The organism is Nocardia sp. CY41 (genome assembly GCF_009829325.1).
Lineage (GTDB): Bacteria > Actinomycetota > Actinomycetes > Mycobacteriales > Mycobacteriaceae > Nocardia.
Window position 1 is genome coordinate 165468 of sequence record NZ_VUOS01000012.1, and the last position, 25035, is coordinate 190502.

General features: G+C 69.4%; 26 protein-coding genes. 21 read left to right on the forward strand and 5 right to left on the reverse strand.

Annotation, left to right across the window (positions count from 1 at the left end; all coding sequences use genetic code 11):
* Positions 1-76: 76 nt before the first annotated feature.
* Positions 77-1300, forward strand: a complete 1224-nt coding sequence (locus tag GVY64_RS14515) for a L,D-transpeptidase (RefSeq protein ID WP_159841782.1) — start codon at positions 77-79, stop codon at positions 1298-1300.
* A 6-nt stretch (positions 1301-1306) separates the two neighbouring features.
* On the opposite strand, the gene mscL is transcribed toward GVY64_RS14515, so the two are convergent.
* Positions 1307-1780 (reverse strand): large conductance mechanosensitive channel protein MscL, encoded by a 474-nt coding sequence (gene mscL / locus GVY64_RS14520; protein WP_159841784.1) that lies wholly within the window; start codon positions 1778-1780, stop codon positions 1307-1309.
* A gap of 127 nt (positions 1781-1907) precedes the next feature.
* Positions 1908-2642, reverse strand: a complete 735-nt coding sequence (locus tag GVY64_RS14525) for an SDR family NAD(P)-dependent oxidoreductase (RefSeq protein ID WP_159841576.1) — start codon at positions 2640-2642, stop codon at positions 1908-1910.
* Positions 2643-2712: 70 nt separating this feature from the next.
* Between GVY64_RS14525 and GVY64_RS14530 the strand changes: the two genes are divergently transcribed.
* The 8 genes from GVY64_RS14530 (at position 2713) to GVY64_RS14565 (ending at position 11521) form a co-directional block, all read left to right on the forward strand.
* On the forward strand, positions 2713-3534 hold the full coding sequence (locus GVY64_RS14530) for an alpha/beta fold hydrolase (RefSeq protein WP_159841578.1): 822 nt from the start codon (positions 2713-2715) through the stop codon (positions 3532-3534).
* Positions 3535-3611: 77 nt separating this feature from the next.
* Positions 3612-5048 (forward strand): D-inositol-3-phosphate glycosyltransferase, encoded by a 1437-nt coding sequence (gene mshA, locus GVY64_RS14535; protein ID WP_159841580.1) that lies wholly within the window; start codon positions 3612-3614, stop codon positions 5046-5048.
* A complete protein-coding gene (locus GVY64_RS14540; RefSeq protein WP_442939584.1) occupies positions 5045-5548 on the forward strand; it encodes a YbjN domain-containing protein in 504 nt (167 codons plus the stop codon). The genes mshA and GVY64_RS14540 overlap by 4 nt, the downstream gene beginning before the upstream one ends.
* A gap of 66 nt (positions 5549-5614) precedes the next feature.
* Entirely contained in the window at positions 5615-6505 is an 891-nt protein-coding gene (locus GVY64_RS14545) for an ROK family protein (protein ID WP_159841582.1), read from the forward strand.
* An 81-nt stretch (positions 6506-6586) separates the two neighbouring features.
* Positions 6587-7324 carry a phosphoglyceromutase gene (locus GVY64_RS14550; protein WP_159841584.1) on the forward strand — a complete coding sequence of 246 codons (738 nt, stop codon included), beginning with the start codon at positions 6587-6589 and terminating at the stop codon, positions 7322-7324.
* A gap of 214 nt (positions 7325-7538) precedes the next feature.
* Complete coding sequence (locus GVY64_RS14555) at positions 7539-9596, forward strand: CocE/NonD family hydrolase (protein ID WP_159841586.1); 2058 nt, start codon at positions 7539-7541, stop codon at positions 9594-9596.
* Between the two features lie 188 nt (positions 9597-9784).
* Positions 9785-10204 carry a YciI family protein gene (locus GVY64_RS14560; protein ID WP_159841588.1) on the forward strand — a complete coding sequence of 140 codons (420 nt, stop codon included), beginning with the start codon at positions 9785-9787 and terminating at the stop codon, positions 10202-10204.
* A 15-nt stretch (positions 10205-10219) separates the two neighbouring features.
* Positions 10220-11521, forward strand: coding sequence for an RNA polymerase sigma factor (locus GVY64_RS14565; protein WP_159841590.1), 1302 nt, complete (start codon positions 10220-10222; stop codon positions 11519-11521).
* 11 nt (positions 11522-11532) lie between these two features.
* On the opposite strand, the gene GVY64_RS14570 is transcribed toward GVY64_RS14565, so the two are convergent.
* Positions 11533-12192, reverse strand: coding sequence for an NAD(P)-binding domain-containing protein (locus GVY64_RS14570; protein WP_159841592.1), 660 nt, complete (start codon positions 12190-12192; stop codon positions 11533-11535).
* Positions 12193-12283: 91 nt separating this feature from the next.
* Here GVY64_RS14570 and GVY64_RS14575 point away from each other — a divergent pair, with 91 nt between their 5' ends.
* From GVY64_RS14575 to GVY64_RS14585, 3 genes are all read left to right on the forward strand, one after another.
* A complete protein-coding gene (locus tag GVY64_RS14575; RefSeq protein ID WP_159841594.1) occupies positions 12284-12682 on the forward strand; it encodes a winged helix-turn-helix transcriptional regulator in 399 nt (132 codons plus the stop codon).
* Between the two features lie 141 nt (positions 12683-12823).
* Positions 12824-14059 carry a sensor histidine kinase gene (locus tag GVY64_RS14580; RefSeq protein ID WP_159841596.1) on the forward strand — a complete coding sequence of 412 codons (1236 nt, stop codon included), beginning with the start codon at positions 12824-12826 and terminating at the stop codon, positions 14057-14059.
* A complete protein-coding gene (locus GVY64_RS14585) occupies positions 14056-14745 on the forward strand; it encodes a response regulator transcription factor (protein WP_039802162.1) in 690 nt (229 codons plus the stop codon). Before GVY64_RS14580 ends, GVY64_RS14585 begins: the two co-directional genes overlap by 4 nt.
* A 192-nt stretch (positions 14746-14937) precedes the next feature.
* On the opposite strand, the gene GVY64_RS14590 is transcribed toward GVY64_RS14585, so the two are convergent.
* A complete protein-coding gene (locus GVY64_RS14590; RefSeq protein WP_159841598.1) occupies positions 14938-15267 on the reverse strand; it encodes a hypothetical protein in 330 nt (109 codons plus the stop codon).
* A 108-nt stretch (positions 15268-15375) separates the two neighbouring features.
* On the reverse strand, positions 15376-16248 hold the full coding sequence (locus GVY64_RS14595) for a hypothetical protein (RefSeq protein WP_236566833.1): 873 nt from the start codon (positions 16246-16248) through the stop codon (positions 15376-15378).
* A 65-nt stretch (positions 16249-16313) separates the two neighbouring features.
* On the opposite strand from GVY64_RS14595, the gene GVY64_RS14600 reads away from it, so the two are divergent.
* The 9 genes from GVY64_RS14600 to GVY64_RS14640 all read left to right on the forward strand — a co-directional run bounded on the left by GVY64_RS14600 (position 16314) and on the right by GVY64_RS14640 (position 24854).
* Positions 16314-17348: a Ppx/GppA phosphatase family protein gene (locus tag GVY64_RS14600; protein ID WP_159841600.1), complete on the forward strand. Its 1035-nt coding sequence runs from the start codon at positions 16314-16316 to the stop codon at positions 17346-17348.
* Positions 17345-18925 carry a hypothetical protein gene (locus tag GVY64_RS37250; RefSeq protein ID WP_201298022.1) on the forward strand — a complete coding sequence of 527 codons (1581 nt, stop codon included), beginning with the start codon at positions 17345-17347 and terminating at the stop codon, positions 18923-18925. The genes GVY64_RS14600 and GVY64_RS37250 overlap by 4 nt, the downstream gene beginning before the upstream one ends.
* A 115-nt stretch (positions 18926-19040) precedes the next feature.
* Positions 19041-19919 (forward strand): sugar phosphate isomerase/epimerase family protein, encoded by an 879-nt coding sequence (locus GVY64_RS14610; RefSeq protein WP_159841790.1) that lies wholly within the window; start codon positions 19041-19043, stop codon positions 19917-19919.
* A gap of 133 nt (positions 19920-20052) precedes the next feature.
* Positions 20053-20940 (forward strand): thioesterase family protein, encoded by an 888-nt coding sequence (locus GVY64_RS14615; protein WP_159841602.1) that lies wholly within the window; start codon positions 20053-20055, stop codon positions 20938-20940.
* A gap of 32 nt (positions 20941-20972) precedes the next feature.
* Positions 20973-21791 (forward strand): pyrroline-5-carboxylate reductase, encoded by an 819-nt coding sequence (proC, locus tag GVY64_RS14620; RefSeq protein WP_159841604.1) that lies wholly within the window; start codon positions 20973-20975, stop codon positions 21789-21791.
* Between the two features lie 145 nt (positions 21792-21936).
* Positions 21937-22239, forward strand: coding sequence for a helix-turn-helix domain-containing protein (locus tag GVY64_RS37840; RefSeq protein WP_416382523.1), 303 nt, complete (start codon positions 21937-21939; stop codon positions 22237-22239).
* Between the two features lie 226 nt (positions 22240-22465).
* Complete coding sequence (locus GVY64_RS14630) at positions 22466-22567, forward strand: 30S ribosomal protein bS22 (RefSeq protein WP_003402602.1); 102 nt, start codon at positions 22466-22468, stop codon at positions 22565-22567.
* Positions 22568-22776: 209 nt separating this feature from the next.
* Complete coding sequence (locus tag GVY64_RS14635; protein ID WP_236566835.1) at positions 22777-23850, forward strand: NAD-dependent epimerase/dehydratase family protein; 1074 nt, start codon at positions 22777-22779, stop codon at positions 23848-23850.
* Complete coding sequence (locus GVY64_RS14640) at positions 23847-24854, forward strand: lysophospholipid acyltransferase family protein (RefSeq protein ID WP_159841606.1); 1008 nt, start codon at positions 23847-23849, stop codon at positions 24852-24854. Before GVY64_RS14635 ends, GVY64_RS14640 begins: the two co-directional genes overlap by 4 nt.
* The last annotated feature ends 181 nt before the right edge of the window (positions 24855-25035 follow it).

Below are 25035 nucleotides of genomic sequence, written 5' to 3' on the forward strand. Positions count from 1 at the left end.
AGGCCGACACCACACGCTGCGACGACGGGATGGATCACGCGCCGAGCGTAGATTCGACGAAGTGAACCACCGCCCGATGCTCCGCCGATCGGTTGCCGTGGTGGCGGCCGTCCTGCTGGTGGTCGTCGCCTTGGCGGCCGGGTGCACGATCGACCGCGACTCCGGCAAGCCGAGTTCCGCCGCCGGTCCGATCGCGAAAGCGACGTTGGACCCAGCCGACGACGCCGCGAACGTCAACCCGACCGCGCCGGTGTCGGTGACGATCAGCGACGGCGCCATCGATCAGGTCGCCCTGACCAACGCCGCGGGCAAGCAGGTTCGCGGCGAGCTCGCGCCGGACCGGCGCCGCTTCACCATCACCGAGCCGCTCGGCTACGGCGCCACCTACACCTGGTCGGGTACCGCCGTCGGCACCGACGGCAAGGCGATCCCGATCGACGGCTCGTTCCGCACCCTCGCGCCCAAGAGCACCGTCCCCGCGACGCTGAATATCGGCGACAATCAGGAAGTCGGCATCGCGGCGCCGATCATCCTGCAGTTCAAGTCCTCCGTCACGAACAAGGCGGCGGTGGAGAAAGCACTGACCATCACCACCGACCCGCCGACCGAGGGCGCGTGGGCCTGGTTCCCGGACGACGGCGGCTCCCGGCTGCACTGGCGTCCGAAGAACTACTGGACGCCGGGGACGAGCGTGCACGTCTCGGCCCGGCTCTACGGACTCGACCTGGGCGGCGGCAATTACGGCGATTCCGATCTGACCACGGATTTCCGCATCGGCCGCAGCCAGATCGTCAAGGCGAGCGCGCCGAGCCACCGCATGCAGGTGGTGCGCGACGGGCAGGTGGTGTTCGACTTCGCGGTCAGTTACGGCGAGGGCAACGAACCGCGCAACGTGACCCGCTCCGGCGTGCACGTGGTCACGGAGAAGTACGAGGATTTCATGATGTCGAATCCGCCGTACTACACCAATGTCCGCGAGCGTTGGGCGGTACGGATCTCCAACAACGGCGAATTCATCCACGCCAACCCGGAATCACTGTCGGCGCAAGGATCGGCGAACGTCACCAACGGATGCATCAATCTCTCGCCCGGTGACGCCCAGGCGTATTTCCCCACGGCCTTGTACGGCGATCCGGTCGAGGTCACCGGGACATCGATTCCGCTGTCGGCCGCCGACGGCGACCTCTACGACTGGACCATCGACTGGAGCACCTGGAAGACCATGTCGGCGTTGCAGGGCGCGCCGTCGGCCGTGGTCTCCGCCACGCCCTTGCCGCCGCAGCCGGCCGGAGCGCGCTGACCGGTTCTAGCGGACCTTCACATTCTGGGATTCGACCTCGTGGTCGTCCGAATGCTCCGCTTCCACTTCGCGGTTGGCGGCGCGTTCGGCGCGGATCGCGTCGTGCCGCTCGGCGAGCAGGTCGCGGATCTCGGTCAGCAGCTCGATCTGGGTGGGCTCGGCGGCCTTCGGGGTGCCGAAGCGGTTCTTGATCGTCTTCATGGGCAGGATCAGCACGAAATACAGCACCGCGGCGACCATGACGAAATCGATGGCGGCGGTGATGATCGGGCCGATGGCGATGAAGGTGGCGGGCTTGGAGGGGATCAGCTGCACGCCGAGGCCGAGTTGGTTGGTGCTGCCGAAGACCGCGAGCAGCGGATTGACGACGCCTTTCGTCACCGAGGTCACCACGGAGGTGAACGCGGTGCCCATCACGACGGCGACCGCGAGGTCGATGACGTTCCCGCGCATCAGGAACTCTTTGAAGCCCTTGAACATGAGCCGAATCACTCCCATCCGATGTCCTTACCTTGCGGCTGCACGGATGCTAACGGCTCAGGGCGAACAGCGACGTCCCGGCAATTCGCGGCCGGGTCGACGGAACCGGCCGGATCGTCCGCTCGCGCTATGGACGGCGGGCGAACCGGCCCGCGTCCGCCTGGTCCCGCGGCTTGATGATGATCTGGTCCAGGTTGACGTGCGCGGGCCGCGACGCGACGAACCCGATGACTTCCGCGATGTCCTGGGCGACCAGCGGGTCGATGCCCTCGTACACCTTGGCCGCCCGGTCGGCGTCGCCGCCGAAGCGCACCAGCGAGAACTCGGTTTCCACCGCGCCGGGAGCGATCTCGGTCAGTCGCACCGGCTGCCCGAGCAGTTCTCCGCGCAGCGTGCGGTGCAGCACGGCCTGCGCGTGCTTGGCGGAGGTGTATCCGGAACCGTTGTCGTAGGCGGTGAACGCGGCCACCGACGTGACGGTGACGATCAACCCGTCGCCGGAGGCGATCAGCTTCGGCAGCAGGGCCTTGGTGACACGCAGCGTGCCGAGCACGTTGGTCTCCCACATCCAGCGCCAGTCGTCCAGGTCGGCCTCGGCCACCGGAGCCAGCCCCTTGGCGCCGCCCGCGTTGTTGACCAGCACGTCGACGCGCTCGACCGCTTCGCCGAACGCGCGCACCGATTCGTCCGAGGTGACGTCGAGTTCGACTGCGGTGCCGCCGATCTCGTCGGCGAGGCGGCGCAGACGATCGAGCCTGCGCGCACCGACGTAGACGTGATAGCCCTGCTTCGCCAGCTCGCGGGCAGTGGCCTCCCCGATTCCCGAGCTGGCTCCGGTGACGACGGCGGTGCGAGTGCTCATGTCCAGAGATCCTAGGTGCGCGACGTTTGCCGGGTGCGGCCCGGTCGCCGCGCGCGGTTAGCCTCGGGGCATGGCTATTCGGGACGTGGTGAGTGCGGACGGAACGAACATCGTCTATCGGGTGAGCGGTCCGGCGCACGGCAGGCCGCTGGTGTTGCTGCACGGTTGGTCGGCGAATCTGCGCTGCTGGGGCGCGGCCGCGGACGACCTCGCGGCGCGTTTCCGGGTGATCGCCGTCGACTTGCGCGGCCACGGCTACTCCGACGCGCCCGCGGCGGGCTACGACGATCCGAAGAACTGGGCGGCCGACGTCGCGGCGGTGCTGGCGGCCGAGAGCATCGCGTCCGGCGCGGTGCTGCTGGGGTGGTCCTACGGCGGGATCGTGCTGTCGGACTACCTGACCGCCTACGGCACGGAGGCCGTCGCGGGCGTCGTCTACACCGGCTCGATGGCGAACATCGGTCCCGGCGTGCCGGGTGCGGCGACCGGCGACATGATGCGCGAGGCCATTCCCGGCGTCTTCGAGGAGAGCGCGGGACGGGCGGTGCGCGCCTTCGGCGCGTTCGGCAACGCCAACACCGGACCGGGCACGGACAAGGGCCCGGACGCCCAGCGCCTGTTCGGGGCCAGCCTCGCCACCCCGCCCGCGGTGCGCAAAGCGCTGTTCTACCGAACCGTCGACAACACCGAGACGCTGCGCACGCTGGACGTTCCGGTGCTCGTGCTGCACGGGACGGCCGACCGGGTGGTGCCGATCGAGAACGGCCGCTACATCGTCGAGGCCGCCCCGGACGCGCGCGCGTCGTTCTGGGAAGGCGCCCAGCACGGGCTGTTCATCGAAGACCGCTCGCGGTTCGTCGCCGAGGTCGGTGCGTTCGCCGAGAGCCTGTGATCGGATTCATGTCTGCCCTGTGATAGCTCTCACTTGCCGCGGATAGCGTGTCTGGGCCGGGGAACGCAACGTGCACTATGGATAGTGTGAGCCAGCGCCTGGGCCTACGGCCGAACCGTATCGCCGTGTTATCGGTGCACACCTCACCACTCGCTCAGCCGGGCACCGGAGACGCGGGCGGCATGAACGTCTATGTCCTGCAGACGGCCGTCGAACTGGCCCGGCGCGGCACCGAGGTGGAGATCTTCACCCGGGCCACGGCGTCCAACGTCCCACCCGTCCAAGAGGCCGCACCCGGCGTGCTGGTGCGCAACGTGGTGGCGGGCCCGTTCGAGGGGCTGGACAAGCACGATCTGCCCACCCAGCTGTGCCCCTTCACCGCCGAGGTGCTGCGGCAGGAAGCCAGGCATCTGCCCGGTCACTACGACCTGGTGCACTCGCACTACTGGCTGTCCGGCCAGGTCGGCTGGCTGACCAGGGACCGCTGGCGGGTGCCGCTGGTGCACACCGCGCACACGCTGGCGGCGGTGAAGAACGCCGCGCTGGCCGAAGGAGACTGTCCCGAGCCCGCGACCCGCGAGATCGGCGAGAAGCAGGTGATCGCGGAATCCGATCGGCTGGTCGCCAACACCGCCGAAGAGGCCCGTCAGCTGGTCGAGCTGTACGGCGCCGATCCCGAGCGCATCGACATCGTCCCGCCCGGCGCCGATCTGACCCGCTATCACCCCGGCGACAAGGCCGCCGCCCGCGCCGAGTTCGGACTGGCCGCCGACGAGCAGATCGTCGCGTTCGTCGGCCGCATCCAGCCGTTGAAGGCGCCCGATGTGCTGGTGCGCGCCGCGGCCGAGGTGCTGCGCGCCGACCCGGAACGCAAGCTGCGCGTGCTGATCGTGGGCGGTCCGTCCGGCAGCGGACTGGAGCGGCCCCACGCGCTGATCGATCTGGCCGCCGAGCTGGGCATCGCCGAACGGGTCAGCTTCCTGCCCCCGCAGCCGCCGCAGCAACTGGTGCGGATCTATCGCGCGGCCGACCTGGTTGCGGTGCCGAGCTACAACGAGTCCTTCGGCTTGGTCGCGATCGAAGCGCAGGCCAGCGGTACTCCGGTGCTGGCCGCCGAGGTGGGCGGCCTGGGTACGGCCGTGCGGCACGAGGTGTCCGGCCTGCTCGTCCCGGGACATCGCACCGCGGACTGGGCGAACGCGCTGCGCCACCTGCTGGACGACCCCGACCGGCTGCAGCGGATGAGCGAGCAGGCCGTCACGCACGCGGCCAATTTCTCCTGGGCGCACACCGCCGACGGGCTGCTCGCCAGTTACGCCGCGGCTCTGGCCGGTTTCCGGGACGAGCGGGCCGGGCTCGGTGGCCGGGGGCTCGCGCACAGCGTGGTACGCGACGATGCCTACGACCGGGTCGCCACCGGCCCGGCCGGTGAACGGACCGCCGCCCTGCTCGGTGAGACCAGCCAGTCCAGATCGCGGGCGCTGTGGCGGCGCCGGATGGGAGTACGCCGGTGAACGAGATACAGGTGACCGCGCAGCTCATCGACCAGACGCTGCGCGAAAGAGAGATCGAGTACACCCGGCCGGGGGAGGAGACGTTCGTCGTCGTCCTGCCCGGCGAGCGCAAGCTGAAGACCACGGTGATGGTCACGGTGGGCAAGCACGGCGTGCGGTTCGAGGCGTTCGTCTGCCGCAAGCCGGACGAGAACTCCGAGGGCGTCTACAAGTTCCTGCTGCGCCGCAACCGCAGGCTCTACGCCGTCGCCTACACCCTCGACCGGGTGGGCGACATCTACCTGGTCGGCCGCATGTCCGCGCACGCCGTCACCGCCGACGAACTGGACCGCGTGTTCGGGCAGATTCTCGAGGCCGTCGACGCCGACTTCAACGTGCTGCTGGAACTCGGCTTCGCGGAATCCATTCGACGGGAATGGAAGTGGCGCGTCTCGCGCGGGGAGTCGCTGCAGAACCTGCGCGCATTCGAGCACTTGGTGGACTCCGCCGACAAGCCGTAGCCGGTCGCCGGACCTGGCCCGCCGGGTGACAATCGCAGGCGTTCGGATCGGCGGAGGGATACGGCGTTGGCGATTCTCGCTCTGGACATCGGCGCGACGAAGTTCGCGGCCGGGGTGGTAGGCCCCGGCGCCGAAGTGCGCGACGTGCGCAGGGTGGACGTGCCGGCCGCCCGTGTATGGGACACCTGTCGTGAGTTGCTGCTGGCGGTGGCCGGTGGGGAATCCGTCGCAGCGGTGGGGATCGGTGCGGCGGGACCGGTGGACGTGCGGACCGGCGTCACGGGTCCGTTGAACATTCCGGAGTGGAAAGCGGGCTTCCCGGTGGTCGCCGCCGTGCAGGAGCTGTTTCCCGCCGCCGCGATTCGTTTCGCCATCGACGGCGCCTGCCTCGCGCTGGCCGAACATCGCCTCGGCGCGCTGCGCGGGGTGCCGGACGCGCTGGCCATGACGGTGTCGTCGGGGATCGGCGGCGGGATCGTCGCGGACGGGAAGGTACTGCTCGGGCGCACCGGTAATGCCGGGCACGTGGGCCACATCGTCGTGCCCGGCTGGGACACGCCCTGCGGGTGCGGTGGCCGGGGTTGCGTCGAAGCGGTCGCGAGCGGCATGTCGTCGGTGCGCTGGGCGCGCGAGCAGGGCTGGTCCGGCACCACGGGCGCGCGACTGGCCGCGGACGCGCACGCGGGCGACGAACTCGCCGTCGCCGCACTGCGCCGGGCGGGCACCGCGCTCGGCGCGGCCATCGCCTCGGCCGCGGCTCTGCTGGACGTCGACCGGGTGGTCATCGGCGGCGGTTTCGCGCAATCCGGTGCGCCGCTGTGGGATCCGCTGCGTGCCGCGCTGGACGCGCACGCCGGGCTGAAGTTCCTGCGCGGGCTGCGAGTGGAGCTCTCCGAAATCACCCACGGCGCCACCCTGGCGGGCGCGGGGGTGCTCGCCGTCGGCGAACCCGTCTGACTTCGCGCTTTCCCGCGCAGGCCGGGGCGAGGTGGCGGGAACCGATGCGACCCGGTCGAGCGCGCATGGGAGGATGACCGCATGACGTGCACCCTCGTGCTGCTGCGCCACGGCGAGAGCGAATGGAATGCCATGAACCTGTTCACCGGCTGGGTGGACGTGCACCTGACCGACAAGGGCATCGCCGAGGGCAAGCGCGCCGGGGAACTGCTGGCCGAGCACGGCATCCTGCCGGACGTCGTCTACACCTCGCTGCTGCGCCGCGCGATCTCCACCGCGAACATCGCGCTGGACGCTGCCGACCGGCACTGGATTCCGGTGATCCGGGACTGGCGGCTCAACGAGCGGCACTACGGCGAGTTGCAGGGCAAGAACAAGGCGCAGATCCGGGAGAAGTACGGCGACGAGCAGTTCATGTTGTGGCGTCGCAGCTACGACACCCCGCCGCCGCCGATCGACCCGGCCAACGAGTACAGCCAGGAAGGCGACCCGCGCTACGCGGGCATCGAGGTCCCGAAGACCGAATGCCTGCTGGACGTGGTCAACCGGATGGTGCCCTACTGGGAGTCGACCATTTCCAAGGACCTGCTGTCCGGCAAGACCGTGCTGGTCGCCGCGCACGGCAACTCGCTGCGCGCGCTGGTCAAGCACCTCGATCGGATCTCCGACGACGACATCGCCGGCCTGAACATCCCCACCGGCATCCCGCTGCGCTACGAGCTGGACGAGAACCTTCGCCCGGTGCGTCCGCACGAGTACCTGGATCCCGAGGCGGCCGCCGCGGGAGCCGCCGCCGTCGCCGGGCAGGGCGGCAAATAGCCCGCACAGCGCGAATCCGCAACGCGCCGTCACCCGCCGGGGTGGCGGCGCGTTGTCGTTTTCCCGCGGGCGACAGCGTTGCCGGGCGACACGCCGGGGGGATGACATCGACCTGCGACGCGGCCGCGCCGAATTAAGTTACCCACTGTTTTTACCGGCAAGTAGATAGGTACACTCTGGTCCGTTCGACCAGCCGAGAGGTGGATCACGTCCGATGAAGCACGCGTTGCGGGCCACGGTGGCGGCAGTTGCCGTCACGATGCTCGTTCCCTTCCTCGCCGGCGGCGCGGATGCCGTCGCGCCGCCCACCGGTCCGGACGGCGGCGCCGCGGGAGCGTCCTGGGCGGCCACCCAGGACGGCCCTCAGCAGTACCCGAACATCTACATCCAATGGGACGTCCCCATCACGATGAGTGACGGGACCGTCCTGAAGGGCAATGTCTACCGCCCCGCCGACGCCTCCGGCCGCCCTGTCGACGCGCCCACGCCGACGATCGTCAACCTCACGCCGTACACCAAGCTGGTCTCGAACCTGGCCGATCACGCGCAGTCGATCCCCGGCCTGTCCGACGCGCTGATCGAGTTCTTCCGGCAGATCGACATGAGCGGCACCCCGCTGTCCGGCGTCACCGATCTGACGAAGGCGTTCGGCGGCGGCGAACTGCGCAACTTCACCGTCGACCGGCAGCTGATCAAGAGCGGCTACACGCAGGTGGTCGTCGACGTGCGCGGCACCGGTTTCTCCCAGGGTGTCTGGGACATGCTGCGCGGACGCGAACAGCAGGACACCGTCGAGGTGATCGACTGGGCCTCCCGGCAGCCGTGGTCCAACGGTCGCGTCGGCATGAACGGCATCTCCTACTCCGGGATCAACCAGGTGCAGGCCGCCGAACAGCGGCCGCCCGCCCTCCAGGCGATCTTCCCGGTCGTGCCGGGCAGCGACCTGGTCAACGACGTGCTCGCGCCGGGCGGCGGCTTCGGTTTCAACTTCATCCCGCTGTGGCTGACCGCGATCAACGGTCTCAAGCTGATCCCCGACCTGGCCTCGGTGCTCAACGGTCGACTGGACACCACATGGCTGGCCGACCGCGCCCGCGACCCGTTGACGTTCATGGACGTCCTCCTGAACGTCTACACCACCGCGCGGCTGGAGGACCTCGACCCGCGCGCCAAGGAACTGCTGACCGACGGCTCCGCACCGCGGCAGGACTGGCTCGGTGATCCGGGCGGGATCCGGACGCCGACCTTCGTCACCGGCGGCTGGCACGACCTGTTCACCTATTCGGAATCGAAGATCTACAACGAGATTCCGCTGCCGCCGGGCCAGAAGCAGTTGCTGATGGGCAACACCTACCACCTCAACTCGGGCAACGAGTACGGCGAACCGGGCCTGCCGCCGCGGCTGGACGTGCTACAGCGCGCGTGGTTCGACAAGTGGCTCAAGGACGTCGACAACGGCATCGATCAATACGGCCCGATCACTCTGCGCCAGCAGGGCGGCGGCTGGATCACCACCGACTCCTTCGCCGCGCCGACCGCTACGGCGGATCCGGCACAGGCGGTGCACCGCAGGATGTATCTGTCGGCCGCGCCCAGCGGCACCGCCGCGAGCGTCTACGACGGTTCGCTCAGCCCCGAGGGCAGCGGCGAGCCCGCCCGCCTGACCGTCGCCCCCGGCCTGACCAGCCTGTGCTCCAACGACGCGGCTCAGGGCACCGCCGGTGTGCTGTCGGTCATCGACGGTTGCGCGAAGGACTCCAGGGTCGAGGAACTCAACGGGCTGACCTTCACCAGCGCCCCGGTCGCCGAGCCGACCTCGATCTCCGGGCGGATCGCGGTGCGGCTGAACACTGTCCAGGACGCGGCCGACGGCTACTGGGTGGTCACCGTGAACGACGTCGCGCCGGACGGGCAGTCCAGCGTGCTGTCCTCGGGACAACTCATGGCCTCCCTGCGCGCGATCGACGAGGCCAACAGCAGCAAGTCGGCCAACGGCGACTACACCGACCCGCGGCCGTACACCTCGCTCGACCAGCGGCAGCCGACGGTCCCGGGCGAAGTGACCACGCTGGACATCGCGCTGCCCGCCACCGAGGCGCTCCTGCAGCCGGGCCATCGCCTGCGCGTCGACGTGTACGCGGGCAACTTCCCCAAGGGCCTGCCGATTCTGCCGATGCTGATCGACACCGGCCTGCGGCCGCAGCATCTGGAGCTGGATCCCGCTCGTCCGAGCTTCGTCAACATCCCGGTTCGGGGAAATCCGGGCTGGTAGACCGGGGCGTGCGCCCTCGCGCATCAAGGTTGACGCCGCGGGGTATGGGTGAGGGTGCACGCTCCGACCGGGTCTGTGGAAACAGGCCGGAAAAAATTTCCGCGTGTGTGTCGATCGTCTGGATCTCCCGTTCGACCTATGGGTGAGAGGGTCCGGTCAGGGACCCGGACAGCCAGAGGGAGACAACGATGAAGTTCATGCTGATCATGCGCGCCACCGATGAGGCCTACGCCACGATGGTGAACACCGACTTCGACCAGATGCTCGACACCATGGGCAAATTCAACGACGAGCTGATCCGGGCGGGCGTGCTGCTCGCGGCGGAGGGGTTGGAGGACGCCGCCGAGGGCGTGGTCGTCGACTACTCCGCCGAGACCCCCGTCGTCACCGACGGCCCGTACGGCGAGACGAAGGAGTTGTTCGGCGGGTTCTACCTGCTCAACGTGGCGTCGAAGGAAGAGGCGATCGAGTGGGCCAAGCGGATGCCGATCAGCGGCCCCGGCTTCAAGACCGAGATCCGCCGGGTTCCCACGATCGACGAGTTCCCGCAGGACAATGTGTGGGTCCAGAAGGAGCGGGCGTGGCGCGAGGCCACCGGTCAGCTCTGAGCGGATCGAGGGGCGATGGGCGACCACACCGGCCGTGAGGCCGTCGCCGCGGTCTGGCGGATCGAGTCGGCCCGGATCGTCGGCGCGCTCGCCCGCTACACCGGCGACTTCGCGCTGGCCGAGGACCTGGCGCAGGAGGCGCTGGCCGAAGCGCTGGTGACGTGGCCGCGGGAGGGGGTGCCGCGCAATCCCGCCGGGTGGTTGCTCACCGTCGGCCGCCGCCGCGCGATCGACGCGTTCCGCCGGCGCTCGGCCCTCGATGAGAGATACGCCGCCTTCGCCCGGGACCTGGGCGAGGGCGGCGCCGTCTCGGGTGGCGCAGCGGTCGATCCCGTCCGGGACGCCCAGGACGTGCTGTGGGATCCGGACCGCATCGATGACGACCTGCTCGCGCTGATGTTCGTCTCCTGTCATCCCGTGCTGTCGCGGGAGGCGCGGGTGGCGCTCACCTTGCGGGTGGTCGGCGGTCTGACCAGCGACGAGATCGCCAAGGCGTTCCTCGTTCCGGCCGCCACCGTGCAGGCTCGGATCACGCGCGCCAAGAAGACCCTCGCGGCGGCTCGGGTGCCGTTCGCCGTGCCTCCGGCCGACGAACGGGCCGAGCGTCTCGGCTCGGTGCTCAGTGTCGTCTACCTGATCTTCACCGAGGGGTCCTCGGCCAGCTCCGGTGCGGATCTGATCCGGCTCGACCTCGCCAGCGGGGCGTTGCGCCTGGCCCGGGTGCTGGCCCGGCTGATGCCGGAGGAGCCCGAGGTACACGGCCTGCTGGCGCTGCTCGAGCTCACCGCGGCGCGTTTCCCCGCCCGTACCGGGCCGGACGGCGAGCCGGTGCTGCTGGAAGACCAGGACCGCCGCCGCTGGGACCGCGCGGCGATCGGCCGGGGCCGGGCGGCGCTGGCCCGCGCCGAGCAGGCGGGCCGGGGGCTGGGCGCCTACGGCTTGCAGGCGGCGATCGCCGAATGCCATGCCGTAGCCCCGTCGGTCGAGGAGACGAACTGGGAGCGCATCGTGCTCGTCTACGAGGCGCTCGGCCGCCTCGCGCCGTCGCCGGTGGTCGACCTCAACCGGGCGGTGGCGGTCGCCATGGCGCAGGGACCGGCCGCGGCGTTGCGGATCGTGGACGAGCTGGCGGCCACCGAGGCGCTCGCGCGGTCGCACCTGCTACCGAGCGTCCGCGGCGAACTGCTCGTCCGACTGGGACGCACGCAGGAGGCGCGCACCGAACTGGAGCGCGCCCTCGGCCTGTGCGGCAATCAGCGCGAGCGGGTGGTGCTGGAGCGTAAGCTCGCGGACCTCGACGCGGCCGATCCGGCCTGAGCGCCCGGCAGTCAGTCCGCGACGGCGAACGCGGCCGCCAAGGGCGGAAACATCGCTCGGACGTCGTGCCCGGCGAACCAGAGGCCGACGGCGAATACCGACGTTGCCTCCAGGTACCGCGCCCGGTGCAGCCCGCCCGCCGGAAATGGTTGTGCGCCGAGGTCTTCGGCCAGCGTCGCGACCGCTCGCACCGCGGCCGCGTCGTCGCCGCAGAGCGGCACCGCCAAGCGGCGCTCGTCGAAGACGCGCGCCGCCGCCTGCCATACCTCGGCGGCACAGAGATTGAACGCTTTCACCACCTTCGCCCCCGGCGCCTGCGCCGCGATCCGTTCGGCGACAGCGTCCTCGGTGAGCACGAACGCGGTGACTCCCTCGGGCGCCGCGGCGTCCGGGGCGAAGGCGTTGGTGCAGTCGATCACCGTGCGGCCGGTCAACAGCTCCCCGACGGCGCGCAGCACTTCTGGCAACGCGGGGACCGGTAACGCGAGCAGCACCACATCTCCGAAAACCGCGGCGTCGCCGATCGTTCCGGGCCGTGCGCCGATGGCGGCCGCCAGTTCCGCGGCGGCTCCGGCGTTCCGGGCGCCGACCAGCACCTCGTGACCCGCCGCGCGCCAGCCGCCGCCGAGCGCCCGCGCCATCGCGCCCGCGCCGATGATTCCGATTCGCATCCGAACTCCTGACTCGAAAGGTTTCCGGCGACGAGGCTAGGAACTCTGATAGGCACCCTGGGGTGCGCAACGGCGCTGGCAAGCTGGAGCAGTGAGCGCAGAACCGATCACCGCCGAACGGGTGGAATTCGCGCCCTACGGCGACTTCGAATCCGACTGCCCGGCCCGGATGGGGGTGGACATCTTCGGCAACTCCTGGTTGCCGGTGATCGTCTACCTGCTGCGCGAGGGACCCATGCGTCCCGGTGAGCTCCGCACGGCCATCGGGGGGATCAGTCAGAAGATGCTGACGCAGACGCTGCGCCGGATGGAACGGATGACGCTGGTACGCAGGCGCCGCTACGCCGAAGCGCCGCCGCGCGTCGAGTACGAGCTGACCGCCGCGGGCGCGGACCTGCTCGTCCCGATCTACGCCCTCGGCGACTGGGTGGACAAACACGGCCGCGCGGTGAACGAGGCGCTCGCCCGAGCCGACGACCACGAAGACTGACCGGTCGGTGAATACGCTGCGGGTACGCCATGTCGAACAGTGCGTAAACATGCGGCTAACGGGGCCGGAAGGGGCTATGACCTGCGCGAAACTTCGTGTACCCCGCGTTGGCCGACCGGTCGGCGACCGTACGATTCAAGGGTGAGTGTTCCCCAGGCCGTGCTGCTGGCCATCTTGGCGGCTGTCGTCGGCCTGGCAGTCGGCGGGCTATTGATCCCGTATGTGAATGCCAGGCAGGCCGCGCGCAGGCAGGCCGAGTCCGGTCTCACCATGTCCCAGGTCCTCGACCTCATCGTGCTCGCTTCCGAGAGCGGGATCGCCGTCGTCGACGAGTACCGCGACGTGGTGCTGGTCAATCCGCGCGCGGAGGAACTCGGGCTGGTCCGCAATCGCCTGCTCGACGAGCGCGCCTGGGCCGCCGTGGAGAAAGTGCTCGCCACCGGCGAATCCGCCGAGTTCGACCTGACCGCGAAGAATCCGGTCCCCGGTCGCGGCCGCATCGCGGTGCGCGGCGTCGCCCGGCAGCTCTCGCGCGAGGAGACCACGTTCACCGTGCTGTTCGCCGACGACGATTCCGAGCAGGCCCGCATGGAGGCCACCCGCCGCGACTTCGTCGCAAACGTCAGTCACGAGCTCAAGACCCCGGTCGGCGCGATGAGCCTGCTCGCCGAAGCTCTCCTGGAATCCGCCGACGACCCGGAGGCCGTGCGACACTTCGGTCAGCGTGTGCTCGGCGAATCGCGCCGCCTCGGCAAAATGGTGACCGAACTCATCGCGCTCTCCCGCCTGCAAGGCGCGGAGAAACTGCCCGAACTCGAGGTGGTGGATGTGGACACCGTGGTGATGCAAGCCGTGGATCGTTCCCGCACCGCCGCCGAAGCCGCCGGGATCACCGTCAGCACCGACCGCCCGAGCGGACTCGAGGTGCTCGGCGACGAAACCCTGCTGGTCACCGCCCTGTCCAACCTGGTGGAGAACGCGATCGCCTACTCACCGGCCGGCTCCCACGTGTCGGTGAGCCGCTCGCTGCGCGGCGATCACGTGGCGATGGCGGTCACCGACCGCGGCATCGGCATCGCCAAGGAAGACCAGGAGCGCGTGTTCGAGCGCTTCTTCCGGTCCGACAAGGCGCGTTCCCGCGCCACCGGCGGCACCGGTCTAGGCCTGGCTATCGTCAAACACGTGGCCGCCAACCACAACGGGGAAATCACCCTGTGGAGCAAGTTGGGCACCGGATCGACGTTCACCTTGCGCATACCCGCTCACCACGAAGCAGGCGCCGACGACGACCACGACGGCGCCGTGGTGGGCATGAAAGAAACAAGCCCGCGTCCCACCGGGCCGGGCCGACCGAATGGTGTGGAGGCACGCAGATGACGAGTGTTCTGATCGTCGAGGATGAGGAGTCGCTGGCCGATCCGCTCGCGTTCCTGCTGCGCAAGGAGGGTTTCGAGGTCACCGTGGTGGGTGACGGGCCGTCCGCGCTCGCCGAGTTCGACCGGTCCGGCGCGGACATCGTCCTACTCGACCTCATGCTGCCCGGCATGAGCGGCACCGACGTGTGCAAGCAGTTGCGCACCCGCAGCGGCGTCCCGGTGATCATGGTCACCGCGCGCGACAGCGAGATCGACAAGGTGGTCGGCCTGGAACTGGGCGCCGACGACTACGTCACCAAGCCGTATTCCGCGCGCGAGCTCATCGCGCGCATCCGGGCCGTGCTGCGCCGCGGCGCGGGCGACGAGCTGGAAGGCTCCAACGAGAGCGGCGTGCTGGAAGCAGGCCCGGTCCGGATGGACGTCGACCGGCACACCGTGATGGTGAACGGCAAGCCGGTCACTTTGCCGCTCAAGGAGTTCGACCTGCTCGAATACTTGCTGCGGAACTCCGGGCGGGTGCTCACCCGCGGTCAGCTGATCGACCGCGTGTGGGGCGCCGACTACGTCGGCGACACCAAGACTCTGGACGTGCACGTCAAGCGGTTGCGCTCGAAGATCGAGGCGGACCCGGCCAAGCCGGAACACCTGGTCACCGTGCGCGGCCTCGGTTACAAACTCGAAGCGTAAACCCCCGAAGCGAGGTCGGTTCCGGCCTCGATCCACGCCGACGCCCCATGTGCTCACGAAACGCAACAACTGATTTCGTGAGCACATGGGTAACTCGCCGGGGACGCCCAGAACGTGCGTGGCATCCAACGCAGGACCTGAACGCGGATTTCGCGCTCCCGACCAGTACGGCCTGAAGACGCGGAGAGGCGGCTACGGCAAGTAGATCCAGGTGGTGCCGAGCGGCGTCTCGGTCTTCTGCAGGGTGATCCAGCCCAGATCGTCTTCCTGCATGCAGTCGTAGAGGTCCGCGGTGTTGGTGCCACGGCAGGCGATGGTGTGCGAGGTGCCGTACGGGCTCGCGATCAGGAGCTTGCCCGCGGCCTTGGCGTTGACCGCGGCCGGGTCGGTGGCCGCCACGAACTCCGTGGTGAAGTCGTAGAACTTGTGCGGATCGCCGTTCGGCTCGGCGTGGGCTACTCCGGTCAGCGAGAGGGCGGCGCCCAGGGCGATGGTCGCCACGGTGAGAAGTTTCTTGGACATAACGGCACATCAAACCCGATCCGGGTAAAGCTCGCATGGCGACGGGGTGAACCACCCGCCGAACCGGGCAGCCCCGGCCTCCCGACCGAGCGCTCGACCGGCAAACCCTCAGGCGAACGGATCCGCGCAATCGCGCATACGGTCGGCGTGCACCGTCGCCGGGTGGACGGCGATCAAGCCCAAGCCCTCGCGGCGCTTGCAGTGCCGGGCCAGTTCGGCATACGCGGGCGCGCCGATCAGCTCGGTCAGCTCGGGAGCATAGGACTGCCACACCGGCTTGCTGCCGACATGTGCGTCGGGGGAGCCCGAGCAGTACCAGTCCAGATCGGCCCCGCCCGGCCCCCATCCGCGGCGGTCGTACTCGGTGATCACGGTGCGGAGAATCTGCACGCCGTCGGGCCGGTCCACCCAGTCCTGGGTGCGGCGGATCGGCAGCTGCCAGCACACGTCCGGCTTGACCTCCAGCGGCTCGATACCGCGCCGCAGCGCCATGGTGTGCAGGGCGCAGCCGACTCCGCCGGCGAAGCCGGGACGGTTGAGGAAGATGCACGCGCCCTCGAACCGCCGCGTGCGCAGCGCGGGTTCGTCGTCCAGCTCGTCGAGTTCCAGATAGCCGCTCTTGGTGATCTTGCCCTGCGCGTTGGTCGCCTCCTCCCGCAGTTGCCAGTCCTGCGGTGTGAGCATCTTCACGGCGCGGCTCAGCCTCTTCCGGTCGTCTTCATCGGAGAGGAACGCGCCGTGCGAGCAGCAGCCGTCGTCCGGCCGGTCGGACAGGATCCCTTGACAAGCCGGGGTACCGAAGACGCACGTCCACCTCGACAGCAGCCAGGTCAGGTCGGCGACGATCAGATGCTCGTCGTTTGCCGGATCTACGAACTCGATCCACTCACGGGGAAAGTCGGGGTCGACTTCGGGGGCTGGGTCGATCTTCCCCGCTGGTCGGGGCCGGGTCGGGCTGCTCGGGGATGCGCCTACCGTCACGAAATAGGACGCTAACAGTTCAGTCGCCTGGGTTGTAGTGCCGGATCACCCAGTACCGTGTTCATGTGCGGCTTGGGGTACTCGATGTCGGAAGCAATACCGTTCACCTGCTCGTGGTGGACGCGCACCGTGGCGGTCATCCCTTGCCGATGAGCTCGACGAAAGCCGCCTTGCGGCTGGCGGAGAACATCGACGACGCGGGGTGCATCACCGAAGCGGGCGCGCAGCGGCTGATCGACACCGTGGCCGAATTCGCCAGCATCGCCGAGACCTCCAGATGCGTCCAGCTGATGCCGTTCGCCACCTCCGCGCTGCGGGAGGCGGCCAACTCCGACGAGGTCCTCGGCCGCGTGCGCGCGGAGACCGGCGTCGACCTGCGGGTGCTGACCGGCGTCGACGAGGCCCGGCTGACCTTTCTCGCGGTGCGCCGCTGGTACGGCTGGAGCGCCGGGCGCATCCTCAACCTTGACATCGGCGGCGGCTCGCTGGAAATGACCAACGGCGGCGACGAGGAACCCGACGTCGCGCTCTCTTTACAACTGGGCGCGGGCCGGTTGACCAGGGAATGGCTGCGCGAGGATCCGCCCGGGAAGCGCCGGGTGGCGGTGCTGCGCGACTGGCTCGACGCCGAGCTGGTGGTACCGGCGAAGAAGCTGCTCGAGCCGGGTAAGCCCGATCTCGCCGTCGGCACTTCGAAGACGTTCCGGTCCCTCGCCCGGCTGACCGGAGCGGCGCCCTCGGCGGCAGGCCCGCGGGTGCGTCGTACACTCACGAGCTCGGGCCTGCGCCAGCTGATTGCGTTCATCTCGCGGATGACCGCGGCGGACCGTGCAGAATTGGAAGGCGTAAGTTCCGATCGGTCACAGCAATTGGTGGCCGGTGCGTTGGTCGCGGAGGCGAGTATGCGGGCACTTTCGCTGGATTCCTTGGAGATTTGTCCGTGGGCGCTGCGTGAAGGGCTCATCCTGCGCAAACTGGATACCGATATGAATGGTGGACCCGAAGCAACGTACTCAGCGGGCTCGGCGACCGGAGACGGTCGACCGGCGTCCGGCAGCGGCGCCCCGGCGCCGGGCTCGATCGGGACGGTGTCGTCATGAGTGAGGACTCCAAACAGTTGTCGGTCGCGGAGCTGCTGGCGCGCAACGGCCAGCAGAGCGGCGCCTCCTCCGGTGGTGGCAGACGCCGCCGCAGTGGGCGCGGCATCTCCGTCGCCGAACTCACCGGCGACCTGCCGGTCATCCGGGAAGGCGGCGGTCACTCCGCGCACGCGGCGCCCGATGCCGGCGCCGACGAGCAGGCCTACGCGCCGCCCTCGTACGATCCGCCCGCGCCGGAGCCGGTGTCCTACTCGCCCGACCCGCAGCCCGACCTGTCGTCGTATTCGCCCATATCGGGCCCGATCTCGATGTACGACCCGCTGGCCGGTTACGCGCAGCCCGACCCGCCGCAGCCCGATCCGCCGCCCGGGCGATCCAGCCGGGTCATGCCAGGCCGGGAGATGCCTTCCGCGCGGCACGGCACGTCGTTCGATCCGCTGTCGCCCGATACCCCGGTGTCCGACCTGTTCTCGGCCGCCCCCGTTCCGTACGTGCCCGACCCGCTGCCCGAGACACCTCCGCGTTCGGGGCGCAGGCGCAGGCGGGAGGAACCCGACGAGCAGGCCACCGAGGTCCGCTCGTGGCACGATGTCTCACCCGAGCCGTTCGGCGGCGGCGCGCTGCCCGATCGCGGTTTCGGCGAACCGGGGCGCAACAGCCACGCGGAGTTCGACGAGCCCGCGTTCGGCCGCTCGCCCCTTCCCGAGCGCAACGGCGCTGGAGGCGGTCGCGCGGCCAGGCGCAGAGCGGCGGAGGCGGCGGAAGCGGCCGAGGATCTCGGCCCGTCCACCGCGGCTTGGTCACCGTCCACCGGCGGCTTCGCCCCGGAATCGGAACCGCTGCCGCTCCCGCCGCCACCCGACCCGCGACCGAAGCCGGGCAGGCCCGCTCCGCCGGACCCACAGCCGGAGGGACATCGCCGACCGGCCCGCCGCGAGGGCGTCGGCGAGAACGGTCTCCCGGCCTGGTCCGCGCGGCGGCATAAACCACAGCCCGATCCCGCGCCGGAATCCGGCGGCCTTCCGACCGCCGCGTGGTCGCTGGCCAGCCAGGACCAGCAGCTGCTCTCCGGCCAGACGGTCGCGGGTGACCTGTTGCGCGATGGCGTCGACCGGGCCGAGCGCGGGGCGGCGCGACGGCGCGGGCGCGGTGGGCGCGCCGCCGTCGACGTAGCGGAAATGGACGGCGTCACCGACGTCTACGAGCCGATCGAGCTGGACGAGGACGACGAGGACGATCTCCCCGACGAACCTCGCGCCGCCACCCGGGCGGCGTCGCGGCGGTCCCGGACCGCCAAGAAGACGGAGGACGACGACAACCGGCGCCAGTGGATGATCCTCGGCGGTCAGAGCACCGGCGCCGCCGTCGCGGGCATGTTGCTGTTCAAGGGCTTCGAACGCATGTGGGAGATGCTTCCCTGGGTGGCGCTGGCGCTGGCGATGATCGTGATTCTCGGCCTGGTGGCCCTCGTGCGGATTCTGCGCAGGACCGACGACATCCTCAGCACGGTGATCGCCGTCGTCGTGGGCATCTTCGTCACGCTGGGGCCACTGGCCTTTCTTCTCAGTACGAACTGAGCAGGGAGCAGTTGTGGCGAATATCGGACAAGCGAACGAGACCGGGGTGGGGTCGCGCGCAGGCGCCGGACCGCCGGGGGCCGACGAGGGCGCGGCCCGGACGCGCCCGATCCGTGTGGGGCTCTCGACCGCCTCGGTGTACCCGCAGAACACGGAGGCCGCGTTCCGGTACGCCGCCGAGCTGGGCTACGACGGCGTCGAGCTGATGGTGTGGGCCGAGCCCGCCAGCCAGAGCATCGCCACCGTGCAGGCCTACTCGCGCAAGTACGACGTTCCGGTGCTCGCGTTGCACGCGCCGTGCCTGTTGATCTCGCAACGCGTGTGGGGGTCGGACCCGGTGGCCAAACTGGAGCGCAGTGTGCACACCGCCGAGGCGCTGGGCGCGAGCACTGTGGTCGTGCATCCGCCGTTCCGCTGGCAGCGCCGCTACGCGGCGGGGTTCGCCGCGCAGGTGGCCGAGCTGGAGGAGAACAGCCCGGTGATCGTGGCGGTGGAGAACATGTTCCCGATGCGGGCCGACACGCTGTTCGGCCGACGCGAAGGCGCGGTGAAACGGCTGGAGCGCCGTGGCGGTCCCGGCCCCGCGGTCACCGCGTTCAGCCCCTCCTACGACCCGACCGATACCGGCTTCCGCCACTACACGCTGGACCTGTCGCACACCGCCACCGCCGGAGTCGATCCCTTGGCGCTGGCTGCGCGGATGGGCTCGGGTCTTGCTCATCTGCACTTGGCCGACGGCCGGGGCGCCGCGCACGACGAGCATCTCGTTCCCGGCGAGGGCACCCAGCCGTGCGTCGAGGTGTGCGCGAATCTGGTCCGTACCGGCTTCAGCGGCCAGGTCGTCGCCGAGATCAACACCCAGAACGCGCGCACCACCAAGGAGCGGGCCGAGATGCTGCACCGCACGCTGGCCTTCGCCCGCAAGCACTTGGTCGTGGCTGCCGCGCCCGCCCCTGCCGGCGCGAGCCGGAGGTCGCCCGACCGTCCGATGTGACGCTCGTCGCTTCTGCGCCATGCGGCGATGCGGTTCGTCACGGAGTGCGTTGTACGCTGTACGAACCCTGGCGTCGATGCGGCCGCGCCCGCGAACGAAGCCATCGGGTGGAGGTCGACGGACAGGAGTGAGGATGACGATGGAGCTGATGGCCGAGTTCGGCCCGGCCGCCACGACCGACGCGCCGTTCAGCCGGGTGTGCGCGGTGCGTGAAGCTTCGCCCGCCACCGCGGAGACCGGCCGCTATCTGGGTGTCATCGACGACATCTGGACCATCGGCCCGAAGGTGCACGGCGGGACGATGGTCGCGGGCAGCGCCGCGGCGGCCACGAATTGGCTGCGCGCCTCCGATCCGGCTCTGGTCGGCATGGCGCCGATCGCCGCGAGTTCCGACTTCCTCGGCGCCCCGAACCCCGGTGAGGTCGAGTACGAGGTGCGCGTCCGCAAGATCGGCCGCCAGATCTGCCTGGCCGACACCGACCTGATTCAGGACGGCCGCGTCCTGGTGCGCACGGCGCTGACCTTCAGCCGTCTCGACGACGCGGAACCGAGCTACGCGCCACAGCACTCCGACATGCCCGTGCAGCCGCCCGCCGACGCCGTCGGCTACGAGCCCGGTTCTCAGATGGGCGACATCGTGCACGTCGGCCGAGGCGCCGAAATCTACCTCGATCGCGAGTGGGCCCGCTTCCTCGACGGAGAAAAGGGCGAACCGCGTCTGCGGATGTGGATCCGCCCGCGACCGGGCGACGAACAGGACCCCGACGTCGCGATGTACTTCGCCATGATGTGTGCCGACATGAGCCCGCCGGTGCCGATGAACCTGGGCCACTTCGGCTGGGCGCCCACCGTGCAGATGACCACCTACCTGCGCCGCAGGCCCGCGCCGGGCTGGCTGCGGATCATCGCCACCACACACGAGGTGGGCGGGCGCATGTTCGACGAGGACCAGCTGGTGCTCGATGCCACCGGCGCGGTCGTCGCGCAGAGTCGTCAGTTGGCGCTCGTTCCCCAGCGCTGAGGTCCGGCGCGCGCCGTCTAGCCTTGAGGCCCATGACGAGAATTGCGGTGATCGGTGGCGGGCGCATCGGGGAGGCGTTGGTCGCCGGTTTGCTGGAGTCCGGGCGGCTGACCAAGGACCTGGTCGTCGTGGAGACCCATCGGGAACGGGCCCATCAGCTCGCCGAACGCTTCGGCACCCGGGTCACCGACGACTTGGCGGATGCCGCGATCGGCGCGGATCTGCTGGTGATCGCGGTGAAACCGAACGACGTAGACGCGGTGCTCGCGCCGCTGGGCAAGGCGGAGATCGGCAGCGACCGCGATCAAGTGCTGGTCTCACTGGTGGCCGGTGTGCCGACCGGTCGGCTGGAGGGCAAGATGCCCGCCGGGTTCCCGGTGGTCCGGGTGATGCCGAATACGCCGATGCTGGTGGGGCAGGGTATGAGCGTCATCGCGCCGGGACGCTACGCGCGCGAGCAGCATCTGGAACTGGTGACCGAGGTGCTCGGCGCGGTCGGCAAGGTGGTCATCGTGGCGGAGAGCCAGATGGACGCGGTCACCGCGGTGTCCGGATCGGGGCCCGCCTATTTCTTCCTGGTCGTGGAGGCCATGGTGGAGGCGGGCGTCGGGCTCGGGCTCACCAGGGACGTGGCCACTCAGCTCGTCGTGCAGACCATGGTCGGCTCGGCCGCCCTGCTCGACAGTTCCACGCAGACCGCCGCGGAACTGCGCGCCGCGGTGACCTCACCGGCGGGCACCACCGCGGCGGCGATCCGCGAGCTCGAGCGTGGAGGACTACGCTCGGCGTTCTACGAAGCCCTCGTGGCGGCCAAGGAAAGGTCACTCGAACAGGGCGCGTCAGCGGAGTGACCGGTCTGTTTCAAATCGGAAAACCCGATTTCTCACTCCCGTCGCAGTAACACCACTGGTCCCGCTAAGCTTCAAGGAGCACGTGCGTGTCTGTTCCGCCGGTGGGGAAGCCGGCGGCGCGGACGTGCCGGAGGTCAATGGTGCAATGATGTCTGCGAACAAGATGTCTGCGAATTCCGGAGGGTCCGGCGGCTCCGGTCCCGCGGGCGGTCGGGGGAATTCCCGTACACAGCGTGAGGCCGCGACACAGGGGCAATCCGTGCTCGGCGGCGGCACCCAGTTTCTCACCGTCGCCGAAGTGGCGAATCTGATGCGGGTGTCCAAGATGACGGTCTACCGGCTGGTGCACTCGGGCGAGTTGCCCGCCGTGCGCGTCGGCCGATCGTTCCGGGTGCACGCCAAGGCGGTGCACGACTATCTGGAAACGTCCTACTTCGACGCCGGATGAGGCGGTTTCGGGACCACTGGGGAGTGCCGGTACGATAGCTCCTCGGTTCGTGTTCGCCCGCCGGTGGCATCGCTGTTCGTTGCCCCGTGGTATCCGGCGGCGCGGACACGGGGCGTGAGCTTGCCGAGTGACCCCGGCCCGTCGGCCGGGGACTCGGCGGACGGGCGTCCGGCAATCGCGCACGGGCAGCGTGCGCGCCGAGTAGAGAGAACGCGAGGACAACCCTATGGGTTCTGTGATCAAGAAGCGCCGCAAGCGCATGTCGAAGAAGAAGCACCGCAAGCTGCTTCGCCGTACGCGTGTGCAGCGGCGCAAACTCGGCAAGTAAGCTTCGCTGCGTGATAGCTGCGGGAGCCCGTCACCAATAGGTGACGGGCTCTTTTGTTTGAAATTCGAAATTTTGGAATCCTCGTTTGTATCACGTGACTGAAGTCATCGTTAGATCCTGGTTAATACTCTCGGTGAGCGGGTAGGCAGCCGCTACGCTAGGCACTGGGAATAATCACAAGGGCGGCTGGCAAGGGAAAGCGGGTGCCGGTGGGTTCTGAGAGTCGGGAAGGAAACGCGCCGAAGGTCGTGCTGGTCACTGGAGCCAGCCGCTTCTTCGGTGGCACGGTCGTCGCCCGGCTCGCCCAGGATCCCGGGATCGAGCGCATTCTCGCCGTCGACACCATGACGCCGAGCCGAGAGCTGCAGCGGCGCATGGGCCGCGCCGAATTCGTGCGAGCGGACATCCGAAACCCGTTGATCCGTAAGGTGATCGATGGTGGCGAGGTGGACACCGTGGTGCACACCGCCCTGCTGACCCGCCCGCCCGCGGGCGGCGGGCGCGCGGTGATGAAGGATCACAACGTCCTCGGCGCGATGCAGCTGTTCGCGGTGTGTCAGAAGGTGTCTTCGGTGCGCCGGGTGGTCCTGCGCTCCTCGTCGGCGGTGTACGGGTGCAGCGCGAAGGATCCCGCGAAATTCAGCGAGGAAATGAGCGCGCGCACACCGCCGCGCGGCGGGTTTGCCCGCGACCTGATCGATATAGAGGGTTACGTTCGCGGGCTCGCCCGGCGCCGTCCCGATATCGCCGCGTCCATTTTGCGATTCGCACCCATCGTCGGCCCGCGGTTGGCCGCTCGCGGCGTGCAATATCTGCGTTCGCCGGTGACCCCCACCGTATTCGGCCGGGACGCCAGGATGCAGCTGCTGCACGAGGAAGACGCCGTGGCCGCGCTGACGCACGCGGCGCGGCGTACGGTGGGAGGTACGTACAACATCGCGGGCGACGGCGCGCTGTCGCTGTCCCAGGCGGTCCGGCGGGCAGGTCGGATCGAACTACCCATTCCCTTCACGGTGTTTCGCACCGCTGGTCGCCTGCTCATGGGCCCGGTGATGCGGGAGTTCTCCGCCGAACAGCTCGATTATTTCCACTTCGGTTGTGGTCTGGACACCACGCGCATGCGCACCGAACTCGGGTTCGTGCCGCGCTGGACGACAGTGCAGGCGTTCGACGACTTCATCGGGGGCGCAGCGTTGCGGCCCGTGGTCGATCCAGCCTGGATCGACGCCGCAGAACACAAACTGCTCGGCCTGCTCGGGGCCGGTACGGGAGCACACCAATGAATGACGTAGCGAAAGTCATCCAACTCCACGACCTCCAGGTCGAGGCGCGGCAGCGGCATGCGCCACGACGCCTGGCCGCGGCGAGTCCGGTGACCTCGCTGGTCGAGCGCCGCGCGGCGGTGACGCCCGCCGCGCCGCAGTCGCTGTCGGGGATGTTGCGCGGCGCGCTCGGCAATCAGATCACCAAGACCGCGGATTTCGCGCGCCGCAGGCTCACCGGCGACTATCAGGTCGACGAGTTCGGTTTCGACGAGCATCTGCTCGAGTCGGTCATCCTGCCCGCCCTGCGGCCGCTGTCGGACCTGTGGTTCCGGGTGGAGGTCAGCGGAATGGACAACCTACCGGAGGCGGGCGGCGCGCTGATCGTGGCCAACCACGCGGGCACCGTGCCGCTGGACGGCCTGATGCTGCAACTGGCCGTGCACGACCGCCACCCGAAGCAGCGTGCGTTGCGCTTGCTCGCGGCCGACCTGATCTTCGAGACGCCGGTGCTCGGGGTGCTGGCCCGCCGAGCGGGCCACACACTGGCCTGCCGGGAGGACGCCGAACGGCTGCTGCGCTCCGGCGAGCTGACCGGTGTGTTCCCGGAAGGGTTCAAGGGCGTCGGCAAGCAGTACACCGATCGCTACAAGCTGCAACGCTTCGGCCGCGGCGGCTTCGTGGCCGCGGCGGTGCGCACCGGCGTGCCGATCATCCCGTGCTCCATCGTCGGGTCCGAGGAGATCTATCCCAAGCTGGCCGATCTGAAGCCGCTGGCCCGGCTGCTCGGCCTGCCGTATTTCCCGGTGACGCCCCTGTTCCCGCATCTGGGCCTACTCGGCGCGGTGCCGCTGCCGTCCAAGTGGTACATCGAATTCGGCACCCCCATCCCGACCACGCCCTACGAGCCGGAGGCCGCCGACGACCCGATGACCATGTTCGAGGTCACCGACCAGGTTCGCGAGACCATCCAGCAGACGCTCTACAAGCTGCTCACCAAACGCCGCAACGTCTTCACTGGTTAATTGGCCGCGCCTCCGCGCGGCGTGTTCGCGGCCCTCTTGTGGCTCGCGTACGGCGGATGCTCGATCTCGCTTCGCTCGAAACCGGTGGTTGCAGTGCGCTGGGCGCGTACGGCATTCCAGCTTCGGATGGAGTGCGCCCGGCCGTAAAGGGGCGTGCCGGACGGATGATGTTCGTCGTTCC